The sequence below is a fragment of the Flavobacterium sp. XS2P24 genome (assembly GCF_030010285.1).
Lineage (GTDB): Bacteria > Bacteroidota > Bacteroidia > Flavobacteriales > Flavobacteriaceae > Flavobacterium > Flavobacterium algoritolerans.
In genome coordinates this window covers 55,076-67,114 of record NZ_JASCRU010000016.1, presented here as the reverse complement: position 1 = coordinate 67,114, position 12,039 = coordinate 55,076, and the positions used below count along the sequence as shown (strand labels likewise).

At 33.6% G+C, this 12,039-nt stretch carries 13 protein-coding genes; 2 read left to right on the top strand and 11 right to left on the bottom strand.

Translation table 11 applies throughout. The annotated features are described in order from the left end of the window. Nucleotides 1-142: 142 nt before the first annotated feature. Complete coding sequence (locus QLS31_RS11335; RefSeq protein WP_099716020.1) at nucleotides 143-1,402, bottom strand: asparagine synthetase B; 1,260 nt, start codon at nucleotides 1,400-1,402, stop codon at nucleotides 143-145. A gap of 346 nt (nucleotides 1,403-1,748) precedes the next feature. Here QLS31_RS11335 and QLS31_RS11330 point away from each other — a divergent pair, with 346 nt between their 5' ends. Then, the gene (locus tag QLS31_RS11330; RefSeq protein WP_158589729.1) at nucleotides 1,749-2,429 is read left to right on the top strand and encodes a DUF547 domain-containing protein; all 681 of its coding nucleotides are present in this window, start codon (nucleotides 1,749-1,751) and stop codon (nucleotides 2,427-2,429) included. Nucleotides 2,430-2,476: 47 nt separating this feature from the next. On the opposite strand, the gene QLS31_RS11325 is transcribed toward QLS31_RS11330, so the two are convergent. The 9 genes from QLS31_RS11325 to tgt all read right to left on the bottom strand — a co-directional run bounded on the left by QLS31_RS11325 (nucleotide 2,477) and on the right by tgt (nucleotide 11,068). Continuing rightward, nucleotides 2,477-3,145 (bottom strand): response regulator transcription factor, encoded by a 669-nt coding sequence (locus tag QLS31_RS11325; RefSeq protein ID WP_121341358.1) that lies wholly within the window; start codon nucleotides 3,143-3,145, stop codon nucleotides 2,477-2,479. Between the two features lie 3 nt (nucleotides 3,146-3,148). Then, nucleotides 3,149-3,940, bottom strand: a complete 792-nt coding sequence (locus tag QLS31_RS11320) for a histidine kinase (RefSeq protein WP_282743954.1) — start codon at nucleotides 3,938-3,940, stop codon at nucleotides 3,149-3,151. After that, the gene (locus QLS31_RS11315) at nucleotides 3,937-4,575 is read right to left on the bottom strand and encodes a hypothetical protein (protein ID WP_282743953.1); all 639 of its coding nucleotides are present in this window, start codon (nucleotides 4,573-4,575) and stop codon (nucleotides 3,937-3,939) included. The genes QLS31_RS11320 and QLS31_RS11315 overlap by 4 nt, the downstream gene beginning before the upstream one ends. Nucleotides 4,576-4,580: 5 nt before the next feature. Next, nucleotides 4,581-4,973 carry a hypothetical protein gene (locus QLS31_RS11310; RefSeq protein WP_121341353.1) on the bottom strand — a complete coding sequence of 131 codons (393 nt, stop codon included), beginning with the start codon at nucleotides 4,971-4,973 and terminating at the stop codon, nucleotides 4,581-4,583. A gap of 181 nt (nucleotides 4,974-5,154) precedes the next feature. Next, the gene (gene dnaB, locus QLS31_RS11305) at nucleotides 5,155-6,699 is read right to left on the bottom strand and encodes a replicative DNA helicase (RefSeq protein WP_099716026.1); all 1,545 of its coding nucleotides are present in this window, start codon (nucleotides 6,697-6,699) and stop codon (nucleotides 5,155-5,157) included. Nucleotides 6,700-6,839: 140 nt separating this feature from the next. Next, entirely contained in the window at nucleotides 6,840-7,793 is a 954-nt protein-coding gene (locus QLS31_RS11300) for an acetyl-CoA carboxylase carboxyltransferase subunit alpha (protein ID WP_282743952.1), read from the bottom strand. Between the two features lie 121 nt (nucleotides 7,794-7,914). Then, a complete protein-coding gene (locus QLS31_RS11295) occupies nucleotides 7,915-8,796 on the bottom strand; it encodes a DMT family transporter (RefSeq protein WP_282743951.1) in 882 nt (293 codons plus the stop codon). Beyond that, nucleotides 8,783-9,871, bottom strand: a complete 1,089-nt coding sequence (locus QLS31_RS11290; RefSeq protein ID WP_282743950.1) for an LptF/LptG family permease — start codon at nucleotides 9,869-9,871, stop codon at nucleotides 8,783-8,785. The genes QLS31_RS11295 and QLS31_RS11290 overlap by 14 nt, the downstream gene beginning before the upstream one ends. A gap of 66 nt (nucleotides 9,872-9,937) precedes the next feature. Then, nucleotides 9,938-11,068, bottom strand: coding sequence for a tRNA guanosine(34) transglycosylase Tgt (gene tgt, locus QLS31_RS11285; RefSeq protein WP_099716030.1), 1,131 nt, complete (start codon nucleotides 11,066-11,068; stop codon nucleotides 9,938-9,940). A gap of 356 nt (nucleotides 11,069-11,424) precedes the next feature. Here tgt and QLS31_RS11280 point away from each other — a divergent pair, with 356 nt between their 5' ends. Continuing rightward, nucleotides 11,425-11,757, top strand: a complete 333-nt coding sequence (locus QLS31_RS11280) for a hypothetical protein (RefSeq protein WP_282743949.1) — start codon at nucleotides 11,425-11,427, stop codon at nucleotides 11,755-11,757. On the opposite strand, the gene QLS31_RS11275 is transcribed toward QLS31_RS11280, so the two are convergent. Further along, nucleotides 11,747-11,986 carry a hypothetical protein gene (locus QLS31_RS11275; RefSeq protein WP_282743948.1) on the bottom strand — a complete coding sequence of 80 codons (240 nt, stop codon included), beginning with the start codon at nucleotides 11,984-11,986 and terminating at the stop codon, nucleotides 11,747-11,749. The genes QLS31_RS11280 and QLS31_RS11275 overlap by 11 nt on opposite strands. Nucleotides 11,987-12,039: the final 53 nt, after the last annotated feature.

The window sequence follows — 12,039 nt, the reverse complement described above, 5'->3', positions numbered from 1 at the left end:
TTATTACAATAACGATAGAATCAAGTCTAATTTAAACAAAATGAGCCCGATACAATATCGAGCTCATTATTATCAAAATTAATTATAAATTTGTCTAAACTTTTGGGTGCAGTCTACGATTACGATTGGCTTTTATTTTATACTACGTTTTCAGTTTTTTCTTTCTCGCTGCAGGAAACAATACATTATTCAATATCAAACGATATCCCGGCGAATTAGGATGCAAATCCAAAACCGTTGGTGGATCGCCCACTTGGTGCTGAAAATCTTCTGGGTCGTGACCACCATAAAAAGTGAACATTCCCTTCCCTTTTTGACCATGAATGTAACGTGCTTCACCATTAACCTCGCAAGTACCCATCACCAGAATATTCGATTTAATTAAAGGAATATCAAATGCGGTGGTTTGCCCCATGAACCCTTTTACGAGTTGGGTATGATTTTGACAAAGCATACTAGGAATTGGATCCCATTTTGCCGAAAATTCCATTAAAGTAAAATAATCTTTCTCCATAGGAACTCTTCGTTTCGAAGTCATATCAATATCTGAAAATTCATATTGTTCCGGTCTTCTTTCTAAAGTAAAATCTTTGAAAGCAAATGAATTGCTGTAATTCATTTTTGACTGATAATTTCCTTCACTCGGGTCTCCATCAAACATGGTTTCACAAATATCAACACCATCTGCTGCCAAAGCAATATCAAAACTATCCGTTGCAGAACACATGGCAAACATAAACCCACCACCTATGACAAAATCCCTGATTTTTTTAGCAACAGCTCCTTTTTCTTGAGACACTTTAGGAAATCCTAATTTACTTGCCAGTGTTTCTGAATCTTTCTTTTGCTCGATATACCAAGGTGCATTTTTATAAGCGCCATAAAATTTACCATATTGTCCCGTAAAATCCTCATGGTGCAAGTGTAACCAATCATATAGCAACAATTGATCACTCAAAACTTCTTCATCATAAATTGGAGTAAAAGGAATTTCTGCATAAGTCAGTACCATCGTCACCGCATCGTCCCAAGGTTGTTTTCCTTTTGGAGTATAAACCGCAATTTTAGGTGCTTTTTCCAGTACAACAGATTCCATATTTTGGGAAGGACTGGATATTTCATTCAGGATTGCCAATTCATCACCATCGGAAATAACCTCAAAACTCACTCCCCTAATTTGACATTCTTTGCGAATTTCCTCCGCATCAGGTAATAAAAAAGAACCTCCTCGATAGTTAAGCAACCAACTGGCTTTATAATTTTTATCCAAACACCAGTATGTAATTCCGTATGCTTTTAGATGATTCTGTTGACTCGTTTCATCCATTGGCAACAAAATAAAAGAGGCTTTTGCTGTTATACTCAGCAAAAAAATAAGAATATATAGAAATGGTTTCGACATCGATTTTTAATTTTTATACCTCAAAGATAGAAAGTAAGCTATTCAAATTCATGAAATTTAACGATTAAATCTATTCTAAAAATAAGTTTATAGACAAAACACGTAAAAATACGCATAGCCAAACAATTTCCTATTCCTAAATTCGCAGATATCCTATAATCAATGAAGATGAAAAATTTAACAATGAATTCTACCGAAAAAAATAGACCTGTCAATATTAAGAATCTTATAAAAAATGTTGCAATAGTCATTTTAATAATACTTATCATGACCTTCTATGTTTTGTGTTATCAGGTTATTTTCAATTAACATTTCTTTAAAGTTATAAATACAATACCCCATTATTGTGAAAAATTATTACACAACTTTATCAGAAGAAATTCTTTCTCTTGCAAAATCAGGGAAAGATACTGTCACCTTGCGGAGACAACTTTTTTACATCAGACAAGCAAAACTTGAAAAAAGTTTAAATACAGATGATTTAAAAAAGACTTTTTGGATAAATATTTATAATGCTTTTTACCTCATCAACTTAAAAGAAACAAAACAAGGAAAAGAAATTTTCAATCTGAAAAGAATCAAAATTGCACGCGCCATATTTTCATTAAATGATATTGAACACGGTATTTTAAGAAAATACAAATTTAGAATTGGTTTTGGATATATTACAAATCCATTCTACTCTGATTTTATAAAAACCTTAGCTGTAAACAAAGTCGATTACAGAATCCATTTTGCATTGAGAAGTATTAATTTGGAGAAAAAAACTATTGATTATTTCGATTGTGAAGAAATTGAGAAACAACTTACTATAGTTACCAAAGATTTTATTCGTCTGGAAACCGAATTTGATAATGAGTCTAAAACAATTAGAGCTTCCGATTTTTTATTGTCTTATTTGAGAGATTTTGGTGGAAAAAAATCTGTAAAAAAATTATTGGAAACAGTTTTCGAAAGGGATTTAAACGAATACAAACTCCGATTTAAAACCTACAAAAGAACAGAAAAATTACAGAGGGTTTCTTGATACAAACATTGAAAAAAAGAAATTAACTTCACAATCCCTTTATAGAATTAATCGTTCAGCAACATCAATTCGTTCTGAACAGCATAAACCACTAAACCGGCAATGTTTCTGGATTCGGTTTTCAGCAACAAATTATTTCTATGTCCTTCTACTGTTCTCGGACTTATAAAAAGTTGTTCAGCAATTTCCACCGTACTTTTTTGAATACAAATAAGTTTAAGCACTTCAATCTCTCGTGGACTAAGAAAGTTGCTGTCAAAATTACTCTTGGTCTTCTTATTAGTCAATACATCAGCCTGAATTATTTTCATGACATAATCCGTGTAATAAAATCCCTTTGAGGCGACTTCTTTTATTGTAGTCAGCAATTCTTGTGGCGTTGCATTTTTTATCAAATACGAAACAGCACCTACATCAATCATATTAGCAACAAAAGATTTAGAATCATAACTGGTCAGCGCGATGATTTTTAGTTCCGGAAATTCCTTTCGAATAATCTTAGTTGCCTCAACTCCATTTATTATTGGCATTTTTAAATCCATGATAATAATATCAGGATGATTATTTTTATTGTTTTGGAGGAAAGAAATCAATTCATCTCCATTAGAAGCTTCAAAAATAATCTCAATATTTGTTTCACGACCCAATAAAAAAGAGATTCCTTTTCTAAAAAGAATCTCGTCATCCACTAATATTATTTTTATAGTTTTGTTCATTCTTTAAAAATTAAAAACTACTGAAATACCTCTATTTATCGATGACTCCAAGGTCATTTTACCGTTTAAAAAAGCTATTCTGCTTTCTATATTTTTCATTCCCAGACCTTTCTGATTTTCATTGTTTTTCATTTCAAAACCAATTCCGTCATCCGTGTAAAAACACCAATTCTTTTCATTCTTATTTTCAAAAACAATCGAAATAAAGGATGCTTTTCCATGACGCAACGAATTGTTCATCAGCTCTTGTAAAATTCTAAATACGTGTAAATGTTTATCATTGTCAGTAATATCAAAAGCAGTTTTATTTTCATAATTTACTTTTACAGCTTTGGAACTGCTAAATTCCAAACACAATTCTTCAACACCTGCATGCAATCCAAATTTTTCCAATACTGGAGGCAACAAACCGTGTGCAATTTTCCTTGAATTATCTAATGCTTTGGTCGTAAGATTAATGATATTGGTTGTGACTTCAGCTACCTCATTTTCGGTTAAATTAGGTGTTGTAAGCAAATGACTGTTCAAAGAAACTATATTCAGTTTAGAACTAATATCGTCATGCAAATCCTGTGCAATACGCTTGCGTTCCTCTTCTTGAGTAATAATTACAGCGCTCAAAAGTTCTTTTTGATACTGAATTTCTAAATCTTTTTTTTCTAATTCCTTTTGAATAATTTTCTTTCTTGAAAAATAGAAAAACAATATCAAAACAAATCCCATTAAAAGAAAAGCGACACAACTATAAATTACGATTTCAATTATTTCACTTTCTTGTAGTGTGTTTACTTTCATAAAGCGGTATTAATTTCCTTTTTATAAAAACTTTTTTTCCATTCTATTAAAATAAAAAATTGATTTATAATAATAAGCAAAGCATTCAATATCCAGGTAAACAAACTCATTTTTGGACTTAAAACAGCTGTTAAATTACCAACAAGAAATAATATCGTGCTTCCTAATAGATATATCATAAGCCCAACATTAACATAATAAAATTCCTTTTTTTCATTCAGCATATTATAAAAATGAATGGTGGCATAAATGATTAGCAAAAAAGAGGTGATGAATATTTCGAATAAATTAAATTTAAAAAACAGGCTGGTATCATACGCATATTGTATAGATAAAGCCAATAATCCTATTACCAAACCCGCTTTCACCAGCTTCTTTTGAAACTCTTCTTTTAGAACCGTTATATAAAAAAAACTCAATAAAATAAATTGGCCAATAAAATAGAAATGAGACAAGAATAAGTTGTTAGTATTCATTCTCATAAAGATATTCGATATGATTTGTATAGTAAAAACCACTCCCAAATACCAAGTGAAGATTTTATAGGCTTTGCCTTGATTGGCAAAACCTTTTATAAATAGTATCAGATTAAAAAATAAAATTAAATAACCAATATTTACAAGTACATAATACATTTTAACTATACATTTAAAGGACTTTCAGGATCCCCCGCTGGTGGGCAAGGCGTTGAAAAATCATAAATATTATCTTCCTCGGCAGTCGCATTCCCTACCCCAACGGTAATCATGTCTACATAAATTTTTGTTACAGGATCGTATTTAGTACCTACGATCATCAATTTCTCTACATTATCATCATCTATCCCAATGTAAGCTCTAACGGCATCAACACCTTCAGCCAATACTTCCAGTAAATCTACTTTTGGAATCAAAAAAGCATTAACATGATGGTGTTTGTTGTAATCTCCTTCTTTTTTAGTCCAACGTTTGGCCCATTTTTGTGCAGTTTTTAAAGGAATTGCATTTACAGTTTTTGTTTGTTTATGGTTTTCAGAAGTAGTTTCTTGTGACATAGGTTTTAGGTTTTGGTCAACACTATATTTAAAAATAAAAATCGATAGCTAAACTACTACTTTTTATTGTTTTAACAAAATACATCCTATGTATTGCAAAATTAAAAAGCCTGAATCAGATAAATGATTAAAGCTTTTTAATTATATATTTTAAAAAATAATATTTTACTTGTTTCATTTTCTAAAACGGAACGTCACTATCATCATCCAAATCATTCAAATTACTTCCAAAAGCTTCATTAGCCGAAGGGAGATTTTTAGTGATAAAAGGATTATCTTCTTGATTCATACTAGACGGTAAATCATCATAACCACCACTGAAATCTTCCAGATTATCAAACTTACCTAAATGTCCAATAAACTTCAATCGAACGTTTTCAATACTACCATTACGGTGTTTAGCAATCATTATTTCTGCCTGACCAGTTGTAGGGGAAGCTTCATCATCATCCCATTCATCAATTTTATAATATTCAGGACGGTATAAAAACGATACAATATCGGCATCCTGCTCAATCGCCCCAGATTCACGAAGGTCAGAAAGCAAAGGTCTTTTACTCGAACCACGAGTTTCCACCGCACGCGACAATTGAGAAAGAGCAATAACCGGAACATTTAATTCCTTTGCCAATGCTTTTAAGTTTCGGGAAATCGTAGAAATCTCCTGCTCTCTATTTCCTCCACCTTTTCCGTTTCCTCCGGCAGTCATCAATTGCAAGTAATCGACAATGATAATTCGGATACCATGCTGTGAAACCAAACGTCGCGCTTTAGCCCTTAAATCGAAAATAGACAAGGAAGGCGTATCATCAATAAACAAAGGTGCTTTTTCTAAATTCTTAACTTTGGTACTCAATTGTTCCCATTCGTGTTTTTCCAGTTTTCCAGTACGCAATTTCTCAGAAGATAAACCAGTTTCAGAAGAAATCAAACGGGTGATCAACTGAACCGATGCCATCTCAAGAGAGAATAAGGCAACTGGCATTCCAAAATCAATTGCCATATTTCGTGCCATCGATAATACAAATGCGGTCTTACCCATCGCTGGCCTCGCTGCAATAATAATTAAATCACTTGGTTGCCAACCTGAGGTAATCTTATCTAATTTATCAAAACCTGTTGCAACACCACTCAGTCCTTCCTGACCTGCAATTTCCTCGATTCTTTTCTTGGCTTGCAATACTAAACTCTGCGCTGTTTCGGAACTACGTTTAATGTTTCCTTGTGTTACTTCGTATAATTTAGATTCAGCTCTATCCAATAAATCAAAAACATCTGTTGTTTCATCATAGGATTCTTCGATGATTTCTGAAGATATTCGAATCAAACTACGCTGAATAAATTTTTGCAAAATGATTCTGGAGTGAAATTCAATGTGTGCCGAAGAGGAAATCTTCTGCGTTAGTTGAATTAAGTAAAAATCACCGCCTGCCAACTCTAATTTTGCATTTTTCTTAAGCTGGGCTGAAACGGTTAATAAGTCAATAGGCTGTGTTTCTGTAAACAGTTGAACGATAGCCTCAAAAATATGTTTGTGTGCATCTTTGTAAAAAGCATCAGGTTGCAAAATGTCAATCACATCATCAACCCCTTTTTTATCAATCATCATGGCACCCAGCACCGCCTCTTCTAAATCGAGAACCTGAGGAGGCAATTTCCCTTTTTCTAAGCTTATAATTGTTGTTTTATCCACCTTTACAGGGTTTATATTTCTGAAGTTTTCCATAGAGCGAAAGTAGCAAAAATTAAAAAATTATTGTCATTGAGTTGTTACAAATAATTGTTCATAAGTAACTATTTTTTGTTTATAACCAAAAAAAAATCCGAAACGGTAAGGCTTCGGATTAAAGATTAATTTGTAAGATTTTACTCTTTATATTCGCCCATTTTACAGTATTTATCCATTCTTTGGGCTATTAATTCTTCTGTTGATAAGTCTTTCAATTCATTAAATCCTTTCATGATATATTGCTCCACTGTTTTGAAAGCAGTCTCTCTATCATAGTGTGCTCCACCTAAAGGTTCCGGAATGATATCATCCACTAATTTTTGTTTTTTCATGTCAGATGAAGTCAATTTTAATGCTTCAGCTGCTTGTTCTTTATATTCCCAGCTTTTCCATAAGATAGACGAACAAGATTCTGGTGAAATAACAGAATACCACGTGTTTTCCATCATATACACTTTGTCACCCACACCTATTCCTAATGCTCCTCCAGAAGCTCCTTCACCAACAATTACTGTGATAATAGGCACTTTTAAACGAATCATTTCAAATATGTTTCTGGCAATAGCTTCACCTTGTCCACGTTCTTCTGCTTCCAATCCCGGATAAGCTCCCGGAGTGTCAATCAAAGTCAAAACAGGAATACCGAATTTCTCTGCCATTTTCATCAATCGCAATGCTTTTCTATATCCTTCAGGATTTGCCATTCCGAAATTACGGAACTGACGTGTCTTAGTGTTAAATCCTTTTTGTTGACCAACAATCATAAATGACTGTCCGTCAATTTTACCTAAACCGCCAATCATGGCTTTATCATCTTTAAAACCTCTGTCGCCAAAAAGCTCCAAGAAAGTATCACCGCACAAAGCACGCACGTGATCCATTGTATAAGGACGGCTTGGATGCCTTGATAGCTGGACACGTTGCCAAGCTGTCAAGTTTTTATAAATATGTCTCTTAGTCTCTTCTAACTTTTTGTTGATTTGTTTGCAAGTATTCGTTACATCAACATCCGATTCTTGACCAATAATAAGACACTTGTCTAACTGTTCTTCTAGTTCTTTTATTGGAAGCTCAAAATCTAAATATTCCATAGGATTTTTGCGTTTTTGTTTTTATTTGGAACCGCAAATATAAAATTTTAAATCGTTCAAAAAGGTAAATTTTATATTTATGTGTAAAAGTTTGCTTCTCAAAACGTTGAGAAAGTTATTATTATTTGTCCTTTTGATAGTGTTTTATAACTCCGTTCAGGATTACGGTGATTACAATTATTAGTGCTCCGATGTAAAACTCAAAGCTCATTTTCTCTTTTCCGCCAAGGATAAAATAGGCCAAAACAATCCCGTAAACCGGCTCTAAATTTGTAGTCAGCATTACAGTGTAGGGCGTTAGTTTTCGCATTACTTTTACAGAAGCTGTAAACGCATACGCCGTACAAATAGAGGCCAAAATCAGTATTAAAACCCAATTATTAGCTGTCAGTACAAAGAAGTCCGCAGTGAATTTTTGTTGGAACAAAAAGTAAATCGTAATGAAGAAAACACCTGCCAGAAATTCGTAAAAAGCAATTACTGGAGGTTCGTGTTTTTCTATCAATTTTCCATTCATCAGTGTAAACAAAACACCTAATATGATCGATGCCAAGGCATATAGCATTCCATCCAAATAATTAATTTCGACTTTCATAATCAATGCCAGCCCAGCAATAATAATAAGACCAAAAAATACTTCGTACCACAATACCTTTCGACCATAAAAAACAGGCTCTAAAATGGACGCAAAAAAAGCTCCAAGCGAAAAAACAGATAGTGTAATGGACACATTAGAAACATGGATGGCTTTGAAGAAAAAGATCCAATGCAAGGCAATCAGCAATCCCACAAAAATCAATTTCAAGAAGGATTTTAAAGGAATTTTAAACGATATCTTCTTGAATGCAATAAACAAAGCTAAAAACAGCCCTGCAAAAAACATGCGATACCAAACTAAAGCATCGGCGGTAATGGTGATTAAAGCTCCTAAAATGGCGGTAAAACCCCATATAAAAACTATTAAATGAAGATTTAAATAACTCTTTAATTTATCGTTTTGCATTACGTAACAAATAAATGGCTAAAATTCCAAAAGCAATATTAGGCAACCAAACGGCTAACATGGGTGGAATACTCGATTTTTCGGCCAATACGCCAAAGATTTTATCAAAAAATACAAAAGCAAAAGCCAAAGCAATTCCTATGGCTAAATTAGTTCCCATTCCGCCTCTTCGCTTCATGGCGGAAACGGCAACGGCAATAATAGTAAGAATAAATGCCGATACCGGAACACTATATTTTTTATACAAAACCACCAAATACACATTGATATTAGAGGATCCTCTTTCTCTTTCTTTTTTAATAAAGGCATTTAATTTCCCTAGACTCAAGGTTTCCGCAATGTAAACCACAGGCGTTAAATCCTCCAAATCAAAAGTAAAAACAGCCTCTTTTTGAGGTGATTTTTCAATTTTATCATTCAGTTCACCCACCGTTCTTTTAGTATAATCATACATCGTATAGGTACTGTCCTTCGGGTTCCATTTTATTCTGGTAGCGGTAATTTTATGGACTAATTTTTCGTTTTTAAACTTTTCAAGCGAAAAATTAAAAGCCGTTTTAGACTCCGTATTAAAACTGTTTACGTAGATAAACTCATCATCACTAATTTGTCTATAGACGTCAGTATCATCGCCACGCATCGCTTCTTTTCCGCCACCTTTCAAGTATGTATATCTAAAATTATTGAATCCTTCACTGGCTGCAGGAACCACAAAGAAACCCATCAGCAATACAAAAACGGAAACAATGGAAGCGCCTATTATATAAGGCCTTAGAAAGCGCGTAAATGAAATCCCGGAACTTAAAATAGCGATAATCTCCGTGTCATTTGCCAGTTTTGAAGTAAACCAAATCACCGATAAAAACAAAAATATCGGGAAAAGGGAATTTGCAAAATAAATAGTAAAGTTGTAATAGTAGAGTGCAATCTCTAAAAACGCAACTTTATTTTCGAGCATTTTATTGATCTTCTCCGATACATCAACAACAATTCCTATGGGGATAAACAACAACAGCATCACCGCAAATGTGGCTAAATATCTTTTTAGGATGTATTTGTCTATTATTGTAAGCATAGTAAAGTTTAATCGGTTATTTGTTTAATCGTTTAACCGAATTAACGATTAAACGATTAAACATTTTTAAAGTCTTTGGCTCATATTTTTCACCATCATTTCTTTCCAAGGTCTGAAATCGCCCGCTAAGATATGTTTTCTCGCTTCACGAACCAACCACATATAAAAACCAAGATTGTGTATCGTGGCAATTTGTTTTCCAAGGTATTCATTGGCTGCAAAAAGGTGACGCAAATACGCTTTTGTATATTCGGTGTCCACGTAAGTGATTCCCATTTCGTCAATTGGTGAAAAATCATCTTCCCACTTTTTGTTTTTGATATTTATTGTACCATTTGCTGTAAATAACATTCCGTTTCTGGCGTTACGCGTAGGCATCACACAGTCAAACATGTCAATTCCAAGAGCAATATTTTCTAGAATATTTATCGGAGTTCCCACGCCCATCAGGTAACGCGGTTTGTCTTCCGGTAAAATTTCACAAACCACTTCGGTCATCGCATACATTTCCTCCGCAGGTTCCCCTACTGAAAGTCCACCAATCGCATTTCCTTGTTGATTGGAATTCGCAATATATTCCGCTGATTGTTGGCGTAAATCTTTATAACAACTTCCCTGAACAATTGGGAAAAACGTTTGTTCGTATCCGTATTTAAAAGGCTGCGTGTCTAAATGATTGATGCAACGGTCTAACCAACGGTGCGTCATTTTCATCGAACGTTTTGCGTAGTTGTAATCACAAGGATACGGCGTACACTCATCAAAAGCCATGATAATATCGGCACCAATGGTACGTTGAATTTCCATCACATTCTCTGGCGTAAAAAAGTGGTACGAACCGTCAATATGCGATTTGAACTTCACTCCTTCTTCCTTAATTTTTCGGTTGGCCGAAAGTGAATACACTTGGTAGCCACCAGAATCCGTCAAAATATTACGGTCCCAGTTCATGAATTTATGCAAACCACCCGCTTTCTCCAGGATTTCGGTTTGTGGACGCAAGTATAAATGGTAGGTATTTCCCAAGATAATATCCGGGTTTATATCGTCTTTCAATTCGCGTTGATGCACCCCTTTTACAGAACCTACGGTTCCTACAGGCATAAAAATTGGGGTTTCAATCACACCGTGATCAGTGGTAACAGTTCCCGCTCTGGCTTTGGACTGCGGATCTTTTTTTAATAAATCAAACTTCATAGTAACGTATTTCACCCGATTGTTCGGCTGGCAAAGATAGGTTAATTTGAAATCTACATCAAAAAAATGTTTTTCATCCTATAAAGTAAAAAAGCGTCCCAAAAGCTTTCGGATTAACCAACTAAAATAATCCCATTTCTATTGAAATAAACATCTAGCTAATAAAAGTACTTTTACGATTTGTAAGAAAATTTTAATATATTTGAAAATCAATAAAGCGAAACAAACCTTCGCCAATCTACCTATATTTGGGTGTATTTACGATGGTTTGTTTCGCTTACATACTAGTTGGAAAAAATGCGCGAGCATCTTTTCCAACAGGGCGCGCACTTCTCCCAACTTCACGCTAAGCGCAATTGGGAACAGCGCCTAGCGCGCGCCCTGTTGGTGGTCAGCTTACAACAAAAGTTATAAAAGCGACTAACCAATGTTTAGAAACAACTAAACAGAAAATGGACAGAATATTTTGTAATAGAAAATTTAAACCTGAAATTAAAAATAGGGATACAGAGGAAATAGAAAAACAAATTAAAATAAAATTACAACCTATAAGAACTGAATTAGAAGAAAAAATAAATAATCTAATAAACTCTTATCAGAATCAGTATAAAATACAAGTTATATTACACCAAGAATATCCTGAAATAAAAGTTGTATTTAGTGTAAATATAGAGAAATTTAATATTTAAAAGTCTCTCCTTTTATATACTGAACTAAAAATTCCCAAATAGTAAATTCTCCATCTTCAGCGTAATTTTTCACATCTTCTTTGGACAAATATTTTAAATTTAAATCAGCAATAAACTTGCCTTGATAAGGACTATTTAAAGGAACTATTACACGCTTTTTTGTCACGTTATAACCGTAAGCATACTCTCCTTCTCGTTCTATAATTTCTAAAGCATCATCGTAAGTCATAATTAAGTAATTAAAGTGATTACCAAATATAAGAAAAATATTTCATAAATTGC

Bases quoted from the DNA above. Each gene is read 5' to 3' on its own strand.
- QLS31_RS11335 (WP_099716020.1), bottom strand. From the start codon at position 1,402: ATGTCGAAACCATTTCTATATATTCTTATTTTTTTGCTGAGTATAACA.
- QLS31_RS11325 (WP_121341358.1), bottom strand. From the start codon at position 3,145: ATGAACAAAACTATAAAAATAATATTAGTGGATGACGAGATTCTTTTT.
- QLS31_RS11320 (WP_282743954.1), bottom strand. From the start codon at position 3,940: ATGAAAGTAAACACACTACAAGAAAGTGAAATAATTGAAATCGTAATT.
- QLS31_RS11315 (WP_282743953.1), bottom strand. From the start codon at position 4,575: ATGTATTATGTACTTGTAAATATTGGTTATTTAATTTTATTTTTTAAT.
- QLS31_RS11310 (WP_121341353.1), bottom strand. From the start codon at position 4,973: ATGTCACAAGAAACTACTTCTGAAAACCATAAACAAACAAAAACTGTA.
- dnaB (WP_099716026.1), bottom strand. From the start codon at position 6,699: ATGGAAAACTTCAGAAATATAAACCCTGTAAAGGTGGATAAAACAACA.
- QLS31_RS11300 (WP_282743952.1), bottom strand. From the start codon at position 7,793: ATGGAATATTTAGATTTTGAGCTTCCAATAAAAGAACTAGAAGAACAG.
- QLS31_RS11295 (WP_282743951.1), bottom strand. From the start codon at position 8,796: ATGCAAAACGATAAATTAAAGAGTTATTTAAATCTTCATTTAATAGTT.
- QLS31_RS11290 (WP_282743950.1), bottom strand. From the start codon at position 9,871: ATGCTTACAATAATAGACAAATACATCCTAAAAAGATATTTAGCCACA.
- tgt (WP_099716030.1), bottom strand. From the start codon at position 11,068: ATGAAGTTTGATTTATTAAAAAAAGATCCGCAGTCCAAAGCCAGAGCG.
- QLS31_RS11275 (WP_282743948.1), bottom strand. From the start codon at position 11,986: ATGACTTACGATGATGCTTTAGAAATTATAGAACGAGAAGGAGAGTAT.